This window comes from Trinickia symbiotica (genome assembly GCF_002934455.1).
GTDB classification, from domain to species: Bacteria; Pseudomonadota; Gammaproteobacteria; order Burkholderiales; family Burkholderiaceae; genus Trinickia; species Trinickia symbiotica.
In genome coordinates this window covers 1-21,993 of record NZ_PTIR01000028.1, presented here as the reverse complement: position 1 = coordinate 21,993, position 21,993 = coordinate 1, and the positions used below count along the sequence as shown (strand labels likewise).

At 62.9% G+C, this 21,993-nt stretch carries 20 protein-coding genes; 9 read left to right on the top strand and 11 right to left on the bottom strand.

The window, feature by feature from the left end; translation table 11 throughout:
- Nucleotides 1-16: 16 nt before the first annotated feature.
- Nucleotides 17-1,501 (top strand): glycogen synthase GlgA, encoded by a 1,485-nt coding sequence (gene glgA / locus B0G57_RS27740; RefSeq protein ID WP_026229947.1) that lies wholly within the window; start codon nucleotides 17-19, stop codon nucleotides 1,499-1,501.
- A 33-nt stretch (nucleotides 1,502-1,534) separates the two neighbouring features.
- Here the strand turns inward: glgA and B0G57_RS27735 are convergent, their stop codons facing one another.
- Nucleotides 1,535-2,575 (bottom strand): SGNH/GDSL hydrolase family protein, encoded by a 1,041-nt coding sequence (locus tag B0G57_RS27735; protein WP_018442173.1) that lies wholly within the window; start codon nucleotides 2,573-2,575, stop codon nucleotides 1,535-1,537.
- Between the two features lie 235 nt (nucleotides 2,576-2,810).
- Here B0G57_RS27735 and B0G57_RS31210 point away from each other — a divergent pair, with 235 nt between their 5' ends.
- The 3 genes from B0G57_RS31210 (at nucleotide 2,811) to B0G57_RS27725 (ending at nucleotide 4,465) form a co-directional block, all read left to right on the top strand.
- A complete protein-coding gene (locus B0G57_RS31210) occupies nucleotides 2,811-2,954 on the top strand; it encodes a hypothetical protein (protein ID WP_018442174.1) in 144 nt (47 codons plus the stop codon).
- A gap of 12 nt (nucleotides 2,955-2,966) precedes the next feature.
- Nucleotides 2,967-4,013 carry a tellurite resistance/C4-dicarboxylate transporter family protein gene (locus B0G57_RS27730; protein WP_018442175.1) on the top strand — a complete coding sequence of 349 codons (1,047 nt, stop codon included), beginning with the start codon at nucleotides 2,967-2,969 and terminating at the stop codon, nucleotides 4,011-4,013.
- 131 nt (nucleotides 4,014-4,144) lie between these two features.
- Nucleotides 4,145-4,465, top strand: a complete 321-nt coding sequence (locus tag B0G57_RS27725) for a DUF1840 domain-containing protein (protein ID WP_018442176.1) — start codon at nucleotides 4,145-4,147, stop codon at nucleotides 4,463-4,465.
- 87 nt (nucleotides 4,466-4,552) lie between these two features.
- Here the strand turns inward: B0G57_RS27725 and B0G57_RS27720 are convergent, their stop codons facing one another.
- The 3 genes from B0G57_RS27720 to B0G57_RS27710 form a co-directional block, all read right to left on the bottom strand.
- Nucleotides 4,553-4,966: a (R)-mandelonitrile lyase gene (locus B0G57_RS27720; RefSeq protein ID WP_018442177.1), complete on the bottom strand. Its 414-nt coding sequence runs from the start codon at nucleotides 4,964-4,966 to the stop codon at nucleotides 4,553-4,555.
- Nucleotides 4,967-4,979: 13 nt separating this feature from the next.
- Nucleotides 4,980-5,306, bottom strand: a complete 327-nt coding sequence (locus tag B0G57_RS27715) for a carboxymuconolactone decarboxylase family protein (protein WP_018442178.1) — start codon at nucleotides 5,304-5,306, stop codon at nucleotides 4,980-4,982.
- 146 nt (nucleotides 5,307-5,452) lie between these two features.
- Entirely contained in the window at nucleotides 5,453-6,370 is a 918-nt protein-coding gene (locus B0G57_RS27710; RefSeq protein ID WP_018442179.1) for a DMT family transporter, read from the bottom strand.
- A gap of 94 nt (nucleotides 6,371-6,464) precedes the next feature.
- Here B0G57_RS27710 and B0G57_RS27705 point away from each other — a divergent pair, with 94 nt between their 5' ends.
- On the top strand, nucleotides 6,465-7,367 hold the full coding sequence (locus B0G57_RS27705) for a LysR family transcriptional regulator (RefSeq protein WP_018442180.1): 903 nt from the start codon (nucleotides 6,465-6,467) through the stop codon (nucleotides 7,365-7,367).
- A gap of 124 nt (nucleotides 7,368-7,491) precedes the next feature.
- Here B0G57_RS27705 and B0G57_RS27700 read toward each other — a convergent pair whose 3' ends face one another.
- Nucleotides 7,492-8,955, bottom strand: a complete 1,464-nt coding sequence (locus B0G57_RS27700; protein ID WP_020566362.1) for an efflux transporter outer membrane subunit — start codon at nucleotides 8,953-8,955, stop codon at nucleotides 7,492-7,494.
- 90 nt (nucleotides 8,956-9,045) lie between these two features.
- Between B0G57_RS27700 and B0G57_RS27695 the strand changes: the two genes are divergently transcribed.
- The 4 genes from B0G57_RS27695 (at nucleotide 9,046) to B0G57_RS27680 (ending at nucleotide 14,842) form a co-directional block, all read left to right on the top strand.
- The gene (locus tag B0G57_RS27695) at nucleotides 9,046-9,663 is read left to right on the top strand and encodes a TetR/AcrR family transcriptional regulator (protein WP_018442182.1); all 618 of its coding nucleotides are present in this window, start codon (nucleotides 9,046-9,048) and stop codon (nucleotides 9,661-9,663) included.
- An 81-nt stretch (nucleotides 9,664-9,744) separates the two neighbouring features.
- Nucleotides 9,745-10,860 (top strand): efflux RND transporter periplasmic adaptor subunit, encoded by a 1,116-nt coding sequence (locus B0G57_RS27690; protein ID WP_018442183.1) that lies wholly within the window; start codon nucleotides 9,745-9,747, stop codon nucleotides 10,858-10,860.
- A complete protein-coding gene (locus tag B0G57_RS27685) occupies nucleotides 10,857-13,997 on the top strand; it encodes an efflux RND transporter permease subunit (RefSeq protein WP_018442184.1) in 3,141 nt (1,046 codons plus the stop codon). The genes B0G57_RS27690 and B0G57_RS27685 overlap by 4 nt, the downstream gene beginning before the upstream one ends.
- Nucleotides 13,998-14,035: 38 nt before the next feature.
- Nucleotides 14,036-14,842, top strand: a complete 807-nt coding sequence (locus B0G57_RS27680) for an oxidoreductase (protein ID WP_018442185.1) — start codon at nucleotides 14,036-14,038, stop codon at nucleotides 14,840-14,842.
- Nucleotides 14,843-14,912: 70 nt separating this feature from the next.
- Here B0G57_RS27680 and B0G57_RS27675 read toward each other — a convergent pair whose 3' ends face one another.
- The 6 genes from B0G57_RS27675 to B0G57_RS31205 form a co-directional block, all read right to left on the bottom strand.
- Nucleotides 14,913-15,359: a zinc-binding dehydrogenase gene (locus B0G57_RS27675; protein WP_020566364.1), complete on the bottom strand. Its 447-nt coding sequence runs from the start codon at nucleotides 15,357-15,359 to the stop codon at nucleotides 14,913-14,915.
- Nucleotides 15,349-16,491 (bottom strand): DSD1 family PLP-dependent enzyme, encoded by a 1,143-nt coding sequence (locus B0G57_RS27670; RefSeq protein ID WP_018442187.1) that lies wholly within the window; start codon nucleotides 16,489-16,491, stop codon nucleotides 15,349-15,351. Before B0G57_RS27670 ends, B0G57_RS27675 begins: the two co-directional genes overlap by 11 nt.
- An 11-nt stretch (nucleotides 16,492-16,502) precedes the next feature.
- Complete coding sequence (locus B0G57_RS27665; RefSeq protein WP_026229948.1) at nucleotides 16,503-17,174, bottom strand: HAD-IA family hydrolase; 672 nt, start codon at nucleotides 17,172-17,174, stop codon at nucleotides 16,503-16,505.
- A 170-nt stretch (nucleotides 17,175-17,344) separates the two neighbouring features.
- Nucleotides 17,345-18,250 carry a LysR family transcriptional regulator gene (locus B0G57_RS27660; RefSeq protein WP_018442189.1) on the bottom strand — a complete coding sequence of 302 codons (906 nt, stop codon included), beginning with the start codon at nucleotides 18,248-18,250 and terminating at the stop codon, nucleotides 17,345-17,347.
- Nucleotides 18,251-18,477: 227 nt separating this feature from the next.
- The gene (locus B0G57_RS27655) at nucleotides 18,478-20,223 is read right to left on the bottom strand and encodes a ShlB/FhaC/HecB family hemolysin secretion/activation protein (protein ID WP_035469068.1); all 1,746 of its coding nucleotides are present in this window, start codon (nucleotides 20,221-20,223) and stop codon (nucleotides 18,478-18,480) included.
- 56 nt (nucleotides 20,224-20,279) lie between these two features.
- A partial coding sequence (locus B0G57_RS31205; RefSeq protein ID WP_104489606.1) for a M26 family metallopeptidase occupies nucleotides 20,280-21,993 on the bottom strand: 1,714 nt, incomplete at its 5' end.

Here is a 21,993-nt window from a genome sequence, read left to right as displayed (position 1 = left end):
TCGAATGGAGGGCGGCATGACCATCCGCGTGCTCCATATAGCCGCCGAGCTGTATCCGCTGCTCAAGACGGGCGGGCTGGCGGACGTTCTCGGGGCGCTGCCGCTCGCACAGGTGGAGCTCGGTGCCGATGCCCGCGTGCTGTTGCCGGGCTTTCCGTCCGTCATCGACGGACTGGCGGACCTGCGCGAGGTCGCGCGTTTGCCCGCGGCATTCGGCGTCGACGACGCCTCGATCCAATTCGGGACACTGCGAGACGCCGACGGAGGCGTCGCGGGTCTCGGCGTTTATGTCGTACGTGCCGATCGTTTTTATCGGCGCGACGGCAATCCGTATGTCGACGAGGCGCACCGGCCCTACGACGACAACATGCTGCGTTTTGCGTTGTTGGGCTGGAGCGCCGCGCAGCTGGCAGGCTCGGCGGACCCGGCGTGGTCTCCGGCGGTCGTTCACGCTCACGACTGGCACGCGGCGCTGGCGCCGGCCTACGTGCAGGCCGCGCACGAGACGAGCGGCGCGCCCCGTTTGCCGAGCGTCGTGACTGTGCACAACCTCGCCTATCAAGGATTGTTCCCCGCGCACGAATGGAGCTCGCTTCGCTTGCCCGATCGCTATTTCGGTATCGACGGGCTTGAGTTCCACGGCCAGATCTCGTTCCTGAAGGGGGGACTTTATTTTGCCGATCGCATCACGACCGTGAGCCCGAGCTACGCTCGCGAGATCCAGACCGCCTCGCAGGGCGCCGGGCTGGACGGACTGCTCAGGCACCGCGCGCGGGACTTGACCGGAATCTTGAACGGCGTCGATTACGCGGTCTGGAATCCGCGCAGCGATCGCTCCATCGTGGCGACGTACAGCCCGACGCGACTCCACCCCAAATCGAAAAACAAAGCGGAGTTGCAGGCACGCCTCGGCCTGAAGGCCGATTCGGATGCGCTACTCTTCGGCGTCGTCAGCCGGCTGACCGAGCAGAAGGGCTTCGACCTCTTGCTCGAAGCGGTACCGGAAATCGTGAGCCGTGGGGGCCAGCTCGCGGTCCTCGGCACGGGCGATCCGGCGCTCGAGGCGGGTATGCGGCGCGCGGTGCAGGCGCATCCCGAGGCCGTCGGCATCCATGTCGGCTTCGACGAGGCACTCGCGCATCTCGTCATCGCGGGCAGCGACGTGGTGATGGTGCCCTCTCGCTTCGAGCCGTGCGGACTGACCCAGCTCTATGCGCTCGCATACGGATCGCTTCCGCTCGTTCACCGCGTCGGCGGCCTGACCGATACCGTATCCGATGCGTCGCTGGAGAACCTCGCCGATCAAGCGGCAACGGGTTTCGTGTTCGAGCGATTCGAGCATGACGCGCTCGTTGCCGCGATCCGCCGAGCGTTCGCCTTGCGCGCCCGGCGGACGGACTGGCGACGCGCTCAGCAATGCGCGATGCAGCAGAACTTCAGCTGGCAGAGCGCCGCGGAGCGTTACCTCGCGCTCTATCAACAGATCGTGCCGCAACGCTGACGTCGTCGTAGCTCGGCCGCCAGGATTGCTGCTTCAGTGACCCAGGCCGGTCTTGGCGATCTGCTGCTCGACGAATTGGGCGAAGAGCGCATGCAGACGCGTCGTCGGGTGGAGATCGTCGGCGAACATGTAGGTCTGGTCGGCATTGGGTGTCGCGTACGTATGCGGCGAGCACAGTAACGAGGTTTGATCCGGCGTTTTCGATGGATCGCAGGCGACGCTCGTGTTCGAAACGGTGAAGCCGTTCGCCTGAAAGTTCGCGAAGATCTGATTGATCCAGGTATAGGAATCGATCTGGATCACCTTGCCTTGCAGACCATCGGCTTGCAACGCAGCGTTCAAGCTATCGTTGAAGAGTTGCGACAGCTGGGTCAGGTTGGCGCCGGCGTCGGGCGAGGCGAGGCCCTTCGGCGATAGTCCGACATTCGGCACGTTGATCACCACGACATGCGTCGCGCCGTTCTGCACGATCTGCCCGACGACTTGCGCGAGCGTGGTTGCCGCCGTCTGCACGATCTGGGTCGCGGCCGGCGGCGTCCCCGCGCGAAGCACGTCGTTCGAGCCCGCCCAGACGAGCACCAGCTGATCGCCGTTGAAGCCGGCGTGCGTGCTCAAATAGCTCGAGACTTGCTGAGTGACGGGCATTTCGATGTTCCCGATGACATCGGAGAGGAAATCGTAGAGGTTGGCCGGCGTGGCCACCGTCGCGCCGCCTTCGGCATAGCCCAACCCGCCCTGTGCACTCAGCTTGTGAGTGAAGTCGATCGTAAACGCGGCGTTCAGCGTGTCGCCGTAGTATTGCGCGACGTCCTGACTCCAGACTTGCCCGGGGTTGGTCGTGAAACGTCCGCCGCCCACCGTGCTCGCGATCGGCGCAAAGGTACCGACGTCCGACAAGCTGTCGCCGAACGAGACGACTTGCAGATGAATGCCGCCCGCGGGAGTCGCCGCGCCGTTGCCGCCGCCACCGCCGCCGTCGGTGACCGAGATCCTTCCGTGTCCACCGCATGCCGCCAGCAAGGAAATCAGCGCGGCAAGAATTACAGCGCGTACGTTGTCATTGATTCTTCGCATAGCTCCTCCCTCGGCGACTCGAGCATGCGGCAGCGCTCACGTGGCGGACCTGTCGCACGCTCGCGCGGGATATGCGCCGAAGCCGGCAGCTTCATGAAGCAAGAAGGATGCGCTATCGATGGGCGCAGACGTTTCCGCCATTCGTCCCTACGTGATTTATGGATTCCCGCTTCGGCATGCGAGTTGCCTCACATGAGGGTTGAGCCGCGTGGACTAGCGGCATGCCGCGCCGCCAGTGGGGCCACATCGTCCCGAGCCGACAGGCATCAAAGTCAAGCATTACACGGTCGCGGGCGACTATGAGAACCTCGGTGACGTCTCGACCTTGGCGGATCCGCGTGTCGTCGAGGATCTGGTCAAGGAGCGAAAAGCGCATTGAACGGTGCCGCCGATGAGCGAGCGCCGCTCCTGGCTCGAGGCCTTCCCTCCGGCGGCTTTCGCGATGGTGATGGCCACGGGGATCGTGTCGATCGCGGCACGGTTGCTCGGCTATGGCATCGCAGGGTGGGCGCTGCTGGGTGTCAATGCGGTCGCCTATCCTGCGTTTCTGTCGATCGCGGTCTGCCGGTTCGTGCTTTATCCGCACGCGATACGCGTCGATATCGGCGATCACGGGCGGGGCCCCGGATTTCTCGCGCTGGTGGCCGGCACGGCCGTGTTCGGGAGCCAGATCGCCGCTTACGACCTCGTTCCCGCCGCGGTGCCCTGGCTCCTCGGCCTTGCAATCGTGCTCTGGGTCGTGATCGTCTACGCGTTTCTGGCCGCGATGACGATCGGACAGCGCAAACCGGGCTTGCAAACCGGCTTCGACGGCACTTGGTTGCTGCTGGTCGTCGCCACCGAGGCTATTGCGATCCTGGCCACGTTCGAGGCGCGGCTCGCGAGCCGCCCGGCGCCGCTCGCTTTCCTTTCTCTCGCGGCATGGCTGCTCGGGTGCGCCCTCTACGTGATGCTGATCACGCTGATCTTCTATCGCTGGTGTTTCGTGCCGATGAGTGCCGCGGAAATGACGGAACCGTGGTGGATCAACATGGGCGCCATGGCGATTGCCGCGTTCGCGGGAAGCCGCCTCATTCTGCTCGATCGCGAGTCGATCGCGCTGCCGCTGCATGCGCAAGCGATTCTGTACGTCTTGACCACGGCATGCTGGGCCATGGCGACGTTCTGGATCCCGTTGCTCGTCATCTTGTTCATCGCCAAGCACGGTGTCCAGGGCGATCCGATTCACTACACATCGGCGGAATGGTCGATGGTGTTTCCGTTGGGGATGTACACCGCCGCGACGTACAGCTACGCACATGTCGCGTCGGCGCCGTTCCTGAACGAAGTACCGCGCGTGACGATCGCGGTTGCCTTCGTGGCCTGGGTCCTCGCCTCGATCGGCATGTTGCATACCGCCTTTCATTACTTCCTGCCAAAAGACGAGACTCAGACCTGACGCTTGTTTCGGGCTCGGAGGAACGATTCCAAATACATCACAATGTGATATAAAATACCGGAAAGACGTATCCTGCCGCGAACATCGGCGGGAGCGTTCGAAGCCAGGCAAGTAGGGGAGGGGGACACATCATGATGGTCACGTTCAAATCGTCCGCGGCGCCGGACGTGCTCATGCTCAGGGATCTCGCACAGTATCTGCTGGGACTCGTCGGGAAGCGCCTCGATGCGCGCGGGGTCATCTTGCACGACGAATTGCCCGTTGCCATCCGCCGGCTCGAAACGGCGATTGCCGACGAAGAGAGGACCGAACGTGTACTCGAAGCATTCCAGCATTCTCACGGAGGCCAGCAAGGGCCCGCCGGAAACGGCCTCTCGCGGCGGGCGTGGCCGTTTCTCGACATGATGCGAGAAGCCCAGAAGCAAAGTGCCGACATCATTTGGGGACTGTAGGCATCCGCTGAGTACGGATCGTCCGACGTGGACGTAAGGCGGTCATCGGACGAGGCGCACCAGGGAGCGGCACCGCACGGCTTTGCCTCAGGTGCTCAGCGATGGCCCGGCGGAGTATTGCTCGTCCGTCACCGGTTCCAGCCACTCGACGTTCTTGCCATCGAGTGCCTCCTGGATGGCGATGTGAGTCATCGACGTCGTCGGCGAAGCGCCATGCCAATGCTTATGACCCGGCGGGCACCAAATCACGTCCCCCGCACGAATCTCCACGATGGCTTCGCCTTCGCACTGGGTCCAGCCGCAGCCGGCCGTCACGAGCAGCGTCTGGCCGAGCGGATGGGTGTGCCAGTTCGTGCGCGCACCGGGCTCGAAGGTCACGCTGGCGCACGACACGCGAGAGGGCGGTGGCGGCGCATTCAGGGGATCGATGCGTACCGTGCCGGTAAACCATTCGGCGGGGCCTTTGATCGACGGCTGTGAGCCTGGTCTCTTCAGTTGCATCGTCCACTTCCTTTTAGTTGCTCGGGGACGAAAAAAGCTCTTTGAATTTCGCTACAGCGGACATCGCATTGGGCCAGCCTGTGTAGAACGCCAGATGGGTGACGAGTTCGATGAGTTCTTCTCGAGTGACCCCGTTCTCGACGGCGCGCGGAAAATGGAAGTTCATTTGCTCGGTCTTGCCGAGCGCGATCAGCGCCGCGCACGTTACGAGGCTGCGATCCCGCTTGGACAATTGCGGGCGTTCCCAGACATCGCCGAATAGCACGTCGTCGCTCAGTTCCGCCAGCTTGGGCGCCACGCTGCCGAACGACTGCCGCGCGGCGGTAGGTTTGGTGGACATGCAGGTCTCCCTTCTCGAGGCAGTGAATGACATGACCACATTGTCAGGACGATTAGGGCGCCCGACTAGACTGTGAAACGTACAAGCACTTATGAGCGGAAATCATCAATGCCGCGCGAGAACATCACCGGCTTGCTGGCCGGCACCTAAGTTGCCCGACGCAGTAGGCCGCCGGTCAAGGACCACCCGAGGTTGACGCCGAGACTGGCCAGAACGATGAGCGCGACGCCCAGACCCTGCAGCGGAGTGAGCGCGCGGCCGTACACCAGCCAGTCGACAATGACGGCAGTCAACGGATAGATGAACTGCAGCACGGCGATCACCGATACCGGCAGCCGAGGCACGGCGCCATAGATCAGCGCGTACGTCACGCCGGTATGCAAGATTCCCAATCCTGCCAGCCAGCCCCATTGGTGGAGCTCGACATGTGTCAACGCGCCGGAGGGGGCAAGCAGTGGGAGGCTGATGACGCCCACGGCACATTGAATCATCGTCAGCAGATGCGGACGCAGCGCGCCGAGCGCCTTCGCGATCAGCGTCACTCCCGCATAGAGCACCGAGGCGATCAACGTGAAAGCGATGCCCGTGAGATAAGCCGAATCCGCTGATAATGTTCTCCAACCGATGCCGGCCGCCAGCGCCAAACCGAAGAAGGCGATGACGATCCATGCCACTCGCGACGCGCCGACGCGCTCGCGAAAGAGCAGGGCGCCCAGCAGCACGACCCAAAACGGCTGGACATGGAACACCACCGTTGCTACCCCTATGCCGACACGCTCCAGGGCGCCGAAGAAGAACACCCACTGCGACACCATCAGTACGCCGGATAGCAGCGCCAGGCCCAGCAATCGGCGGCTGAAACGTTGGCTACGAAAGTAGCCTTTCCAGGCACAGTAGCAGGCCATCCCGGCCAGCCCGAAGACGCAGCGGTAGAACACCGTCGTGACCGGATCCAGCCCGGCCTCTTCGATGAACACCCCCATCGTTCCCATCAGCACAGCGGCGGCGGAGAAATTGAATACGCCTTGACGAGAAGCGGAGAGGTGCGGCATCGAGGTCGACATGAGGGCTCCTTGAGCGGAGTGTCAGTATCTCGAGCTTGATTCTTCAACTCAAACGAATAAAACTTAAGCAATTCATCAGTTGCGTTTATTAGTCATGCCGCCCGACCTCGACTCCGACGTACTCAAGACGTTCATAGCGGTTGCCGAGCTTGGCAGCTTCACCAAGGCCGCGCAGGTCGTATTTCGCTCGCAAGCCGCGGTCAGCATGCAGATCAAGCGGTTGGAAAACACGATGGGCAAACCGCTTTTCATTCGCGATACGCGCAATCTGTCGCTGACCCACGCCGGCGAAATCCTGCTGGAATACGCCCGCCGCATTCGCTCGCTGCAGGAGGCAGCCTGGGCCGCCGTGGCTCGACCTGAGATTTCGGGCCACGTGATCCTGGGCGGACCGGACGACTACATTTCTTCGCTGCTCCCACCGGTGCTGCGGCGCTTTTCGGCGATGTATCCGGCGGTGGATATCACGGTGATTTGCGCGCAGAGCACTGCGCTCGCCCCCATGCTCGCAGACAACCGGATCGACCTCGCTTTTGTCACGCGCGATCGCAGTCTCCATCTGAACGGCGATTTCATCCGCCGCGAGCCCATGTCATGGGTCGGCAAGCCCGATGAAACGCGGCTTTGGCAGACTCGCCCATTGCCGGTTGCCTTGTATGAAGCGGGTTGCACGGCCCGCGCGAATACGGTCGCCGCGCTCGATCGTGCATCTTTACCGTACCGTGCCGCTTACAGCAGCCCCAGCATGTTGGGACTCGTCGCGGTGGTGGATGCCGGGCTGGCCGTGTCCGCGCTGGCCCGCTGCAGCATTCCTGATCGGCTGAGCGTAGTGGCAGGGCGGTACGGGTTGCCGGAAATCGAGCCGCTGGACATCGTGGTCGCCCGCAGCGCGCAGTCCAACCGCCCGACGTGCGATTACCTCGCCGCCCAGATGCAGCAGGACCTCAGCAGGCCGGTGGATGATGAGCCGTTGTCTGCTTCCGTGGCACATGGCTGAGACGTTGCTTTCGAGGGCTCTTCCAGCGGTGCGGCAAGACCTCTTACAGGCGGAAGTACCGGACCGGGAACATTGCCAGCCCCAAGACGGCCCCCTGGATCGCCAGGACGGTCAACATGCCTTGCTACTTCACGGCCACCGCTTCGTATTGGTGAGGTTGCCAACCCCCGCCGAGTGCCTTGAACGCGGCAACCGCCGCGCGTGCCGATTCCGTTTGAGCTTGCGCGCGCTCGTCGGAGGCGCGCAGCAAGTTGTCATCGGCCTGCAACACCTCGATCAGGCTGACGACGCCTTTCTGATAGGCGGCAAACGAGGCCGTTCGAGCGCGGCTGAGCGAGTTCACTCCCTGCGCGAGCACTGCGGCCTGTTCCTCCCGTTTCACGAGTGCCGAAAAAGCGTTCTCAACGTCCTCAGTCGCGTGAAGCGCGGCGAGTCGATACGCCGCCAACAGTTCCGCCTGCTGTCCCTTGGCTTCATCGATCTGCGCATTGATGCGGCCGAAGTCGAACAGACGCCACCGTACGCCCAGCACACCAGCGGCCTGATTGGCGCCGCTACTGAATAGATTGCCGCTAGCCACCGACGTGGCGCTCCCGAGCAATCCACTTAGCGACACCTTCGGGTAATACTCGGCAATGGCCACGCCGATGCGTGCGTTCGATGCCGCAAGGCGACGCTCGGCCACGATCAGGTCGGGCCGGCGCCTGAGCAACTCACCCGGCGATCCGGTGGCCTCGATCCGTGGGGCGGTCGGGATGTCTCCCGCTTCGGCCAGCTCGGCCCGATGCGTCCCCGGCTGCGTGCCCAGCATCACGTCCAATGCGTTCATTGCCGCATCCAAGCCCGTCTCGAGGACCGGGACCGATGCCTGAACCTGAGCGAGGGCGCCTTCGGCCTGGCTCACTTGAAGATCGGCTGCCAACCCTTTGCTATACAGAAGCTTGATCGTCGAAACCAGATCCTGCTGCGTGCGCACCTGATTGCGAGCAACCTGCAGACGCGCTTGCAAGCCGCGAATGGTGATGTAAATATCGGCCGTTTGCGCGGCCACGGCCAATCGCGTCGCCGCGGCGCCCGCTTCCGACGCCTGATATTCGGCGAGCGCGGCTTGTCGTCCGCGACGCAGGCCGCCGAATAGGTCGAGCTCCCAGCTTGCGTTGAAATTGGCCTCGTAGTCGTTGCCGTAGCGATCGAAGCCGGGCGTCGAATTCAAGACGCGTCCCAACGGCGTTTCGACGGACTGATAGACCCTGGCCGCTTGGCCGCTCACATTGCCGGACGGCAGCAGCGCGGCGTTGGCTGCCCCCAGTCCCGCGCGCGCCTGAGCGACGCGCGCGGCCGCCTGCGCAAGGTCCAGGTTCTGTTCCAACGCAAGTGTCACGTACCGTGTCAATTGCGGATCGCCAAAGCCTGCCCACCATGTGGCGAGGTCCGCGGAGGCGCTCGCATGCCGTTGGTCGACCGCAGCTTGGCCCTCGAACCGTTGCGGCATGGCGATATCAGGCCGGACGTAATCCGGGCCGACCGCGCAGCCTGCCAGTAGGCTGGCTGCGATCAACGCTGAGAGAAGATGTTTGGGCGGGGGCATGGCGTTCTTCCAACGAGGGAGGTGATGGGTGACTATAATACCAAATAGTCACTAGTTGTCCATAAGGAAGAGTGGCGGTAAGCTTGAGCCATGAAAACAGCCGCTAGTTATCCAGTCTCGGGCCGCGGCCCGGCCGACCACGAGGTGCGCGATCAGATCGTTGCCGCCGCCACCGAGCATTTCAGCCGATACGGCTATGAGAAAACAACGGTCTCCGACCTCGCCAAGGCCATCGGTTTTTCCAAGGCCTACATCTATAAGTTCTTCGAGTCGAAGCAAGCCATCGGCGAAATGATCTGCGCAAACTGTCTGCACCAGATTGAAACCGACGTTCGTGCGGCCGTCGAGCAGGCCGGGCTGCCGCCTGAAAAACTGCGGCGGATGTTCAAGGTTTCGACGGAAGCGAGCCTCCGGCTGTTTTTCCGGGACCGCAAGCTTTACGACATCGCCGCATCGGCGGCCACGGAACACTGGCAGTCCGTACAAGCGTACGAGGCACGCGTGCAAAAGCTGTTGCAGGACGTCCTCCAGGAAGGTCGACAAAGCGGAGAGTTCGAGCGCAAGACGCCGCTGGACGAAACGGCGACGGCGATCTATCTGGTGATGCGGCCCTATCTCAATCCGCTTCTGCTGCAGTACAGCCTCGATACCACCGACGTCGCACCGACGCAGTTGGCGAATCTGGTGCTGCGCAGTCTGTCCCCATAAATGAATTTGATTGTGACTATTGACTAAAACGGTCACTAGAATGACAATGAAAGCCCCGATCACTTCGTCAATGGGACTTTCATGCTCCGGCGTCGCCTCGCTCACTCCGCAGTCGTCACTGCCCTGCCCCTTGCGCTAGCCGCTTGCGGCGCAAAGGCACCGTCCGATCCGCGCACCGAGGCGCCGCTGGTGCGGACCGCCATCGTTCAGGGCGCGATCCCCGCATCCCGTTCATTCACCGGAACCGTCGCCGCGCGAGTGCAGAGCGATCTTGGTTTCCGCGTTTCCGGCAAGGTGCTGGAGCGGCTCGTGGATGCCGGCCAGACCGTCAAACGCGGTCAGCCGCTGATGCGCCTCGATCCCATCGACCTGAAGCTTGCCGCGCAGGCGCGGCAAGACGCGGTCACCGCCGCTCGAGCGCGGGCGCAGCAGACCGCGCAGGATGAGGAGCGTTACCGCGATCTGCGCGGCACCGGCGCGATATCGGCCTCCGCGTATGACCAAGTCAAAGCGGCGGCCGATGCCGCCAAAGCGCAGCTCAGTGCGGCCGAGGCCGACGCCGACGTTGCGCGCAACGCGACTCGGTATGCGGAGCTCGTGGCGGACGGCGATGGCGTCGTGATGGAAACGTTGGCCGAGCCGGGCCAGGTCGTCAGCGCGGGGCAGCCCGTCGTGCGCCTGGCCCACGCCGGGCGCCGCGAGGCCGTGATCGAACTGCCCGAAACCCTGCGCCCGGCCATCGGTTCGGTCGCGCAAGCGACGCTATTCGGCAACAGCGGCGCCAGTGAAGCGGCCACGCTGCGTCAGCTCTCGGATGCGGCGGATCCGCGTACGCGCACCTTCGAAGCGCGGTATGTGCTGCAAGGCGCGTTGGCCAACGCCCCGTTGGGCGCAACCGTCACCATCCAGATTCCGGACGCGCGTTCGGCGGCCGAAGGTGGCTTGCAGGTGCCGATTGGCGCGCTGCTCGACGCGGGCAAAGGGCCCGGCGTGTGGGTCGTCAACGGCGAGCCGGCCAAGGTCGCGTGGCGGCCGGTCACGGTCGAGCATTTGGACGACGACAGCGTGCGCGTGGCCGGTCAATTGAAGCAAGGCGAGCGCGTCGTCGCGCTAGGTGCACAGTTGCTGCGCGAAGGCGAGCAGGTCCGCTTGGCAAATCAAGCCGTCGCCGTGGCTTCCGAGGGAGGCCGTCCGTGAGCGAAGGTCGATTCAACCTGTCGGCGCTCGCCGTGCGTGAGCGCTCCATCACCTTGTTCTTGATCTGCCTGATCTCTCTGGCCGGGCTCCTTTCGTTCTTCAAGCTTGGCCGGGCGGAAGACCCCGCGTTCACGGTCAAGGTGATGACCATCATCACCGCATGGCCGGGCGCCACCGCTCAGGAAATGCACGATCAGGTCGCCGAGAAGATCGAAAAGCGCATGCAGGAGCTGCGTTGGTACGACCGAACCGAAACCTACACGCGCCCTGGCTTGGCCTTCACGACATTGACGCTGCTCGATAGCACGCCGCCGTCGGAAGTGCAGGAGGAGTTTTACCAAGCTCGGAAAAAGATCGGCGACGAGGCGGCCAACCTTCCCGCCGGCGTGATTGGGCCGATGGTCAACGACGAATACGCGGATGTCACTTTCGCATTGTTTGCGCTGAAGGCCAAGGGTGAGCCGCAGCGTTTGCTCGTGCGCGATGCCGAGAGGCTCCGCCAACAGTTGCTGCACGTGCCGGGCGTGAAGAAGGTCAACATCATCGGCGAGCAGGCCGAACGCATCTACGTGCAGTTCTCCCACGACCGACTCGCCACGCTGGGCGTGAGCCCACAAGATATATTCGCCGCGCTCAATGGCCAGAACGCGCTGACGCCGGCCGGCTCCGTCGAGACGAAGGGACCGGAAGTGTTCATTCGTCTGGACGGCGCGTTCGACAAGCTGCAGAACATCCGCGACACGCCCATCGTGGCGCAAGGCCGCACGCTGAAGCTCTCGGATATCGCCACCGTTACGCGCGGATATGAAGATCCGGCCACGTTCATGATCCGCAACAACGGCGAGCCTGCGCTGCTGTTGGGCATCGTCATGCGCGAAGGTTGGAACGGGCTCGAGCTCGGCAAGGCGTTGGACAGTGAAGTCCGCGCGGTCAATGCCGAGCTGCCGCTGGGCATGAGCTTGACGAAGGTCACCGATCAAGCCGTCAACATTCACTCGGCCGTCGACGAGTTCATGCTGAAGTTTTTTGCCGCTTTGCTGGTGGTCATGCTCGTGAGTTTCGTGAGCATGGGCTGGCGCGCGGGCCTGGTGGTCGCGGCGGCTGTGCCATTGACGTTGGCCGTCGTGTTCGTGGTGATGGCCGCGACGGGCAAGAACTTCGACCGCATCACACTCGGATCGCTGATCCTGGCGCTGGGCTTACTCGTGGACGACGCCATCATCGCCATCGAAATGATGGTGGTGAAGATGGAGGAAGGCTACAGCCGCGTGGCCGCCTCCGCCTATGCCTGGAGCCATACGGCCGCGCCGATGCTCTCGGGCACGCTCGTGACGGCGGTCGGCTTCATGCCGAACGGCTTCGCCCGGTCCACCGCCGGCGAATACACGAGCAACATGTTCTGGATCGTCGGCATCGCGCTGATCGCATCGTGGCTCGTCGCGGTGATTTTTACACCGTACCTGGGTGTGAAGATGCTGCCGGACTACAAGAAGATCGAAGGCGGTCACGACGCGATCTATGACACGCCGCGCTACAACCGCTTCCGTCAGTTGCTCACGCGTGTCATCGCGCGCAAATGGCTGGTCGCGGGTTCAGTCGTCGGGCTTTTCGTCCTGGCCATTCTCGGAATGGGCGTGGTCAAAAAGCAGTTCTTCCCGATCTCGGACCGTCCTGAAGTGCTTGTCGAAGTGCAGATGCCCTATGGCACATCCATTTCCCAAACCAGCGCCGCGACCGAGAAGGTGGAGGCGTGGCTGGCTAAACAGAAGGAAGCCAAGATCGTCACGGCTTACGTCGGGCAAGGTGCGCCGCGCTTTTACCTGGCCATGGGGCCGGAACTGCCCGATCCGTCGTTTGCCAAGATCGTAGTGCGCACGGACAGTCAGGATGAGCGCGACGCATTGAAACAGCGGCTGCGCCAAGCCATCGCGGGCGGTCTTGCTTCTGAAGCGCGGGTGCGGGTCACGCAACTCGTATTCGGTCCGTATTCGCCGTTCCCGGTCGCCTACCGCATTACTGGCCCCGACCCGGACAAGCTTCGCGGCATTGCGGGCGAAGTCGAGCAGGTGATGCATGCGAGCCCGATGATGCGCACGGTCAACTCCGATTGGGGCACGCGCACGCCTACGCTGCATTTCACCTTGCAGCAGGACCGGTTGGAGGCGCTCGGGCTGACGTCCAGTGCCGTGGCCCAACAACTGCAATTCTTGCTGACGGGTGTCCCCGTCACACAGGTGCGTGAGGACATCCGAACCGTACAGGTGGTGGCGCGCTCGGCCGGCGACGTTCGGCTCGACCCGGCGAAGATCGGCGACTTCACGCTAGCTGGCGCGGGCGGACAACGCATCCCGCTCTCGCAGGTGGGCAAGGTCGAGGTGCGCATGGAGGAGCCGATCATGCGTTGGCGCGATCGCGTGCCGACGATCACGGTGCGGGGCGATATCGCCGACAACCTGCAGCCTCCTGATGTATCGACGGCAATCACCAAGCAGCTTCAGCCCATCATGGCGAAGCTGCCTGGCGGCTACCGCATCGAGCAGGCGGGCTCCATCGAGGAATCGGCCAAAGCGACGACAGCCATGTTGCCGCTCTTCCCGATCATGCTGGCGGTGACGCTGATCATCATCATCTTCCAGGTGCGCTCGATCTCCGCGATGGTGATGGTGTTCCTGACGAGCCCGCTGGGCTTGATCGGCGTGGTGCCGACGCTGATCCTGTTCCGTCAGCCTTTCGGCATCAATGCGCTGGTCGGGCTCATTGCGCTGTCGGGCATCCTCATGCGCAACACGCTGATTCTCATCGGGCAGATCCACCAGAACGAGCGCGCGGGATTGGATCCATTTCATGCGGTGGTCGAGGCCACGGTTCAGCGTGCCCGCCCGGTCATCCTGACGGCCATGGCGGCGATCCTGGCCTTCATTCCGCTGACCCATTCGGTGTTCTGGGGAACGCTCGCTTACACGCTGATCGGCGGCACGCTTGCAGGGACGGTTTTGACGCTGATGTTCCTGCCGGCCATGTATTCCATCTGGTTCAAGATCCGGCCCGGCAGTAGTGCCGGCTTGCGCAAAGGCCGGCACGAGCAGACGCTGCCCTCGGAACAGAGCCTGCCGGATCCGCTGGATGCAGGTACTTGAAAACATCAATCCATTGACTCGTATCAAGGGGAACCGCTATGTCGAATTCCACTGTTGTCGTTGTGACCGGTGTGTCATCGGGTATTGGACGCGCTGCAGCCGAGAAGTTTGCCAAGCGGGGTTGCCGCGTATTTGGAACGGTGCGCAGCATCGCCAAGGCCGCTCCATTGCCTGGTGTCGAACTCGTCGAGATGGACGTTCGCGACGACGCTTCCGTCAAGACCGGAATTCAATCCATCATCGATCGAGCCAAGCGAATCGACGTGCTTGTCAACAATGCGGGAATGAGCCTGACGGGCGCGGTGGAAGAAACGGCGACAGCCGAGGCCGCGTCTCTATTCGATACCAATGTCTTGAGCATCCTGCGCACGGCGCAGGCGGTACTTCCTCACATGCGAGCACGGCGCAGCGGAAGGATCGTCAATGTCAGTTCCGTGCTCGGTTTTCTCCCGGCCCCCTACATGGGGCTGTATTCGGCATCCAAGCATGCCGTCGAGGGGCTGACCGAATCGCTGGACCATGAGGTGCGTCAGTTCGGTATCCGCGCGACACTGGTCGAGCCATCGTTTACCAGGACCAATCTGGACATCAACGCGCCTCAAGCAAGCTCAAAGATCGCCGACTATGATCGCGAGCGTGCACTTGCTTCAAACGCTGTCGTGGGCAGTGTCAAAAGCGCACCCGAGCCCGGCGGCGTGGCAAACGCGATCGTCGAAGCGGCGCTCGGCACTTGGCGCATGCGTCGCACGCCGGCAGGGCAGGCATCGCTCTTGAGCAAATTGCGGCGTTTCATGCCGGCCGGCCCCGTCGATGCAAGCTTGAGAAAATCGTTCGGACTGGGTTGAAACGCTCGCATGCAGGAACAGGTTTACCCGGCAACGCGTGTGTTGCCGGGCCGACGCATCGCATGCAGCGTCACACCGTCACGACAATCTTCCCGAACTGCTGATTGGACTCGAGGTAGCGGTGCGCGTCCACGATCTGATCGAGGGTGAACGTTCGATCGATCGTCGGCCTCAGCTTACCCGACGTCAGCCCGTCGAGAATAAAGCGCTTCGCTTTTTCGAGTCGTTCGGCGTCTCCCACGATTTCCTTGTACTGGTAGCCGTGCACCGTCAGCATCTTCGCCAACACCGGGAAGAGCGGGAACGGCGTGGGCTCCGCACTGAGTGCGAGCACCTGTTGAGCTTGCTCGGCGAAGGGACTGTCCGTCAATTTCACCCCGGCCGCGGTAACAGGTAGTTGGCCTGAGACGAACACGAAGCCGTTCGCGACCGTCACGTGGCTATAGTGGCCGCCAGGTGATGACAAGCCGGGCACCGGAGGATGAACGGATGCATTCGAACGAGTTTCACCAGCCATGAAAGCGACCCCATTCGGTAAGGTGCCCGCTCAATTCCAAGGCATGGTATTGAGGGAATTGCGCGCCGGTTGCGCAGGCGTGATTCGGCAGGATACGTAGTCGGGTTCCGACAGGAAAGCGGAGTGCGACGTCGCCCCGATCCGCCGTATGTTCAGGGCGAGCCCGGGCCAGAATGCCGTGCTCCTGATTAGCACCGATCAGCATGTAACCGTCGAGCGGAGTGCCATCGAGAGCGCAGGGCAATCCGTAGCCGAAATCGTGCGATTGCTTTGACGTCCCGCGATCACGACTCATTGCCATCCACCCCGCATCCACGATCACCCAGCCCTTGTCCTGCTGATGGCCGATGACCGTCGTGAGCACGCTGAGCGCGATGTCCTCGATCGCACACACGCCGATATTGTGCATGACGAGATCGAAAAACGCATAAACGCCCGCGCGAACTTCGGTGACGCCATCAAGGTTCGTTGCGGCCAGCGCAGTAGGCGTCGACCCGATGCTGACGGTTTCACACGCAATGCCTGTCGACCGCAGGCGTTGTGCCGCACCCACGCAGCCGGCGCGTTCCTGCTCGGCGAGTGCCGTTAGCGCTTCTCGCGTGTTGAGTTCGTAGCTCGAGCCCGCATGCGTCATGACGCCACCGACCTTGACTGCACCCGCCTGCAAAATCCGGCCAATGTCGAGCAGCGCATCGTCTTCGGGCTTGATGCCGGAGCGATGACCGTCGGTGTCGATCTCGATCCACACTTCGAGCGGATCGCGCTGCGTTCGAGCGAACTCGACGATTGCAGTAGCCGCACTGGCATTGTCGACGGTGATCTTGAGGTCGCATCCGCGCTTTCTGAGCGCCGCCGCGCGCCAGAGCTTCGACGGAGCGATACTGACGGCGTAAAGAATATCGGTGATCCCCGCGGCGAAGAAGTTCTCGGCTTCTTTCAGCGTGGAAACGGTAATCCCGCGCGCGCCGGCCGAGAGTTGCGCCCTAACGACATTGAGGCACTTCGAAGTCTTCACGTGTGGCCGGAATTTCACGCCGAGGGCATCCATTCGCTTCTGCATCGACGCGATGTTTCGCTGCATCCGGGATACGTCGATGATCGCCGCGGGTGTGTCCAGCAAGTCGAGCGTCATAGGTTCGAGTGTCATTGTTGAATTCCGGCGCCGAAGTGGCTCGTCCACGCTACGAGCGCATCGAGTGTGGGCGATTCGATCTCGGGTGCCTGCGCGCCGGAGACCAGCGGCAAGCCAATTCGGTTGTGCCAGTACGTCCGCAACCCGACCGCGGCGGTACCGAACATGTCGTAACTGGAGCCCGCGACGAACGCGGCCTCTTTAGGCGAGACGTTCAATCGCTCAAGCGCAAGGTGGTAGGGGCGAGGATCGGGCTTGTAGGTACCGGCTTCTTCCGCGGTGACTACGGCGTCCCATTGCACGCGCAAAAGCGCAGCCGCTCGTTTTCCGAGCCGATTAGAGCAATTCGTGACGACGGCGAGCTTGCAATGTGGCTGCAGTTGCTGCAGCACAGTCAAGGCTTCCTCCCAGGGAGCGAGCTCGAGCCAGTTCGCCTCGAGCGCATCCGGCGCGAACGAAGCAAGGCCAACCCGTTTCGCGGCCTGTCTCACCAGCGCTTCGTATTCAATGTATCTACCACAGCCATAGGTAAGCCGTAGATACTCGGCACGCCAGGCTCGGCCGCCATCGTCGGAGCCCGCGCAACGATTCCAAAGTGACCACGAATCGAGCAGTGCGGTTAGCAGATCGAAGAGGACCGCTTTTGGATAGTGGGGAGGAGGCGAGGAGTCTGCCACGACGATAGCCTTGATGATCGGAATCCAGAGGTGGATTCGATTATAGGTTTTGACGACTCACCGTCAGTTAAGGCGGATTAACTCAATCATTAAGCGCTTTTTAACTTCGAGTAGCTCGAACCCGGAGCGTCTATCTACCCGGGCCAACGCCGTCTTTGGCCGCGGATAACGAGCTCTCAGGTTCGCCAAGGCGGGACCGGCCTGAAGCGAGCTTGCAGGTACTGCATGAAATCGCGCGTTCTTCTCGGCAAGCCGGCGCGGTTGTGCGTCAATGCAATGACATTGGCGTCCGGCGCCTTCCATCCGGGCAGCAGTCTGACCAGCGAGCCTCGCCGAATGTCGTCCGCGACATCCCATTCGGAACGAAGGATGATGCCTCTGCCCTCGCATGCCCAGCGGCGAATCACGTCGCCATCGTTACAGCTCAGCTTCGAGGCTACCCGGACGCTGCGACTGGTTTTACCCTTGCTGAAATGCCAAAGCGAGACATCTTCCTTGTTCTCGCGAAGGATGATGCACGGCAATCGGGCAAGGTCGTCGGGCGCATCGGGAGAGCCGAAGCGTTTGACGAAAGCAGGGGATGCGCACAAGAATCGCCCGTTCGGCGCAATCGCATGGCCCACGAGATTGGATGCACGCAACTCGCCGATGTGTACCACGACATCGAATCGGTCGGCCGTTTCGGTCAGCGGCTCATCCGACAGCGTCAGCGCGACATCGACGGCCGGGTTTTCCCGCTGAAATTCAGCGACGGCCGAGGCCACATAGCGGCGACCGAAACCGAGCGGTGCGTTGACCTTCAATGGGCCAACCAAGCCTCCGTGAAGGACTTGCAGGTCCTCCAGCAAGGTGTCGAATTGTTGAACCAACTCGGATCCGCGCAGGCACAGGAGCGTGCCTTCCTCCGTGAAGGTCAGCTTGCGCGCGGTCCTGTCGACCAACCGTGTGCCGAGCTTCTTTTCGAGCTGCTGCAGGCGCTGAGACACCGCAGACGGTGTGAGGCCAAGCTTGCGGGCGGCAGCGATGAGACTGCCGTTCTGCTGAATCGTCAGGAGGAAACGGACATCGGCGGATTCGGTCATTTCACGTGGTTCAAAACCATCCGCCAAACACGGGGTCGGGCGGGAGCTGCGCCGGGGCGATGCGATCGAAGCGGCGTAGCGGGCCCACCGCGCGGGTTAGCAATCCCGACAGATGGTTTCCTTGGACATCGACTGGAAGTGATGCGTATTATGACCCCACATAAGCGTGCCCGCCATGTTGCTCATTCGCAAGCGCCCTATCGGCGTCGCTGTCGCCAGCATCCCTTTCAGGTTCCAACCACGAGGTACAGCAATCCCATCGGGGCCGTGGAGCCGTTCGGCACGGCCGGCCGCAGCGGCACACCCCAGGTCGCGCGCAAATTGACGTAGCGTGAGAACTGGAATCGCAGACCCACGCCGAGACTCACGAGCAGGCCGTTGTTTGGTTCGGAGGGCTCGTTGATCCGGTTCCATGCATGTCCCGCGTCGACGAATACGAACGGCTGCAAAGCGGCACTGCTTGCGCCGAACACGAAGGGCGGCGCGCGCAGTTCGGTTTGCACGTTCCAGCCGCGGTCGCCGAGCACGACGTATGGGTCGTACCCGCGTACACTCGCTTCGCCGCCAAGGGCGAGCGCTTCGCTGGGCAGCAGCGTATCGGGCGTCCATTGCACGATGCCGTGCGCCCACCACGTGAAGCCTGCGCCGATCTGCATATCGCGCTGGCCCGACAGCTGCAGGTACGAATAGCGTGAGGTCGCGCCCGAACGGGCCGCCTCGAACGCGGCATCGCTGTCGCTGCCGTCGAGGTGGCCGGGGCTGAACACGAGGATCGCGTTCCCGCTCGTCGTGCCTGACGCGTCGCCACGATTCACGCTCCACGCGACGGAGAATTGGTGGATGTGCGTGTTCGAGTTGAACACCTGGAAGCCACCGAATTCTAGGTCGTTGTTCGAACGCTTGAAGTCGTAGCCGAACTGGAGCTGCTGTTGCCAATGGCCGAGCGACGGGAGCCGCCAATCGTAGCGTGCGCTCAACTGTGCCGAGATGCCGGTCTGGCCGAAGTTGTCCGGCATCCGCGGCGTGCTCTGCGCATACATACCGAACAATTCGACGCGATCGAACCACGGTAACGGCGCGCTGTAGCTCACTGCGTGCGCGACGAGCCGAGGACGGTCCGGCCGGCCCTCGATGTCCGGATTGCCGCCGAACACGTCGCTGCTCGCGGTGACTTGGTAGTTGATCTGCTGATCGAGCCCAAACAGATTTCCGTAATCGATTCCCGCGAAAAAGCGGTCGCGGCCCAGTTGCGGGACGCCTCCGTTGTCGTAGCCCGCACTGACTCGCAACGGGAAGCGGTCCTGGGTCTGAAGGACGACGTCGGTCGAATCCGTACCCGAGCCCGGCTTGTAGATCACGTCCACGGTGCGGTATGGGTTCGCATTCAGTATCGCGAGCCCCAACGCGACGTCGCCCTCACGAATCGTCCCACCCGGCGTCAACGGCATTTCCCGGGTCAGCAATGTGTCGGAGAAATAGCGGTTGCCGCGCGCCGTGACCTCGCCGACATGGAAGCGCGCAACGACGATTGTGACGTCGCCGGCCGTGACGTCCTGCTCGGGCGTAAAGACATCGACGAGCGGCTCGCCGGCATCTCGATAGCGCTGAACGGTAGCGCGGCGTATCTCGGCGAGGCGCGCAAACGTCAATGGCTTGCCGATGTCCGCGGCAAAACGCTCGAGAAACGACGCGTCGAGCAAGGGAAGACGCGTCGCCGTGATCGTGCCGCCGGCGACTTGGTTGGACGCGTGGCCGTCCGTCGTCACGGTGGCAGCGTCGTCGACGAACGTGAGGCTGCGCAGCCTCTCGACGGCAATCCGCTGCGAGCCGTCCGCGGCGGCAGGCGGCACTGGTGGCGAGGTCGGGCGCGCGGCGGCGGGCGGAGCGGACGGCTGCACGTCGCGATATGCCTGGGCCCAGGCCGGCACGGAGTCGATGACGAGGGACGCGGCGAGCGCCAACAGCACGCGCATCGCGCGCCGTTGCGGCGCGCGTGCGGAATCGCGAACGGCGCAGCCGCGTCTCGCGCTCAAGGCTCAAGCTGCCATCGCAGGACAGGGTGACTGTAACCGGTTGGCATTGCCCAAGCACCGGTCGAACTGAAATCCCAACCGGAAAAGCTCGCGGGGGCGGTCATCTGCTCGGTCGTCAGGCCGTTCGCGGACGGAATCGCGGTGCCGTATCCGACGCCGATCGTGGCGGTCGTCGTGTCCTTGTTCCAGTACACATCGCTCGCGATCTTGCCTTGGTTCTGCACTGCGATGCCATACGGCGTCGCCGCAGGCTGCCCTTGTATGCCACTACTGGATACCGCACCCGTTGCGAACGACTGGCTGATCGTCCCACTGTTGGTGTACACGAGCGCCGCGCCAGTAATGCACCCATACGTACCGCATGCTTCCCCTACTGTGCCCGTCGCATAAGATTGAGTGATTGTCCCACTGTTGGTGCCGACGAGACCACCTGGGCTTCCGGCGACGGATCCGAGCACGCCGCCCACTTCCGACACCGGCCCTGAGGCGTACGACTGAGCGATTGTGCCGTCATTCTCGCCAACGAGGCCGCCAGCCGGCCCGCCGGCTTGGGTCCCAGCGCTGCTCGATGAGCGGAGAATTGTGCCGTGGTTCACGCCCACGAGTCCGCCGGCTGTCGTGCCACCGAAGTAATACACTTGCTCGCGGACGTTACCGGACGTGTTGACGCGCACAATGGTCCCGTCGTTCTCGCCGGCCAAAATCCCCACGATGCCGTGTCTTGAGTTGTTGGTGTCGAGTGACGTCGCGCTGCCATTGACGTTCAAATCACGCACCACGGCATTTTTGCCCAGGGACGCGAACATAGCTACCGTCTGGCTGCCTGTCCCTTGCATTGTCAGCGAACTAATCGTGTGGCCCTGTCCGTCGAACTGTCCCGTGAACGATGTGTTGCCCCCGCCGAGCGGGATGTATGAGCCGTCGCTCGTCGCGCTGGCGTCGATGTCTCTGCCGAGCGCGTAGTTGCCAGCGAGATCGGTCGCCACGTTCTTCAGGTCCGCCAACGAATTGACGAGCTCGTACCCCGTGATCTGTGTCACAAGGCCACTATAGGTCGGAGTAATCCATGTCGTATTGGACCGCAACGTGCCCGGCGCGTAGCTGCCGTTCATGTCGTGGAGCAGGCTCACGGTCCCCGTGCTATTCGACCAGTCGACGGTACCGTAATTGAGCACGCTGCCGCCATTGTCGATGCCAGTGGCATCCGCACGCAGCGTCAGGTTACCGCTGCCCTGGTTCTTGATCGTGATGCCCTTGATGACATTCACCGTGTGATACGCGCCCAAGCTGAGGGACGCGGCGCCGCTCCAGCCGATGTTCGACGCTACGTTGATGTCACCGGTTTGGCCAGAGGCGCCCGTCGTCTGCAGGTTGACCGACGTGCCGGCGTTCAAGCTGCGTGAGAGCGATATCGCGGCGAAATTGTCGATCTTGATGGTTGGCGTCGTGATGTTCCAGACGCCGGCCAACACAGTCGGCATGTATTGGAAGACCATGTTGCCTGCGTTGGTGTCGACCGTGCCGCCGCTGCCATCGACGTTCTTTGCCGAGGTCGGACCGGAGAGTGTCACGGAGCCGGTTTCGGCGACGAGCCAGATGTGGCCATCACGCGTGCCGGTTCCCGTCGCGCGGATCGCTTCGTGGTTGCCCGTCAGCGCGAAGACATTGCCGTCCGCCGCTTGCAGGCTGACTTGCGCAGCGTAGATTGCG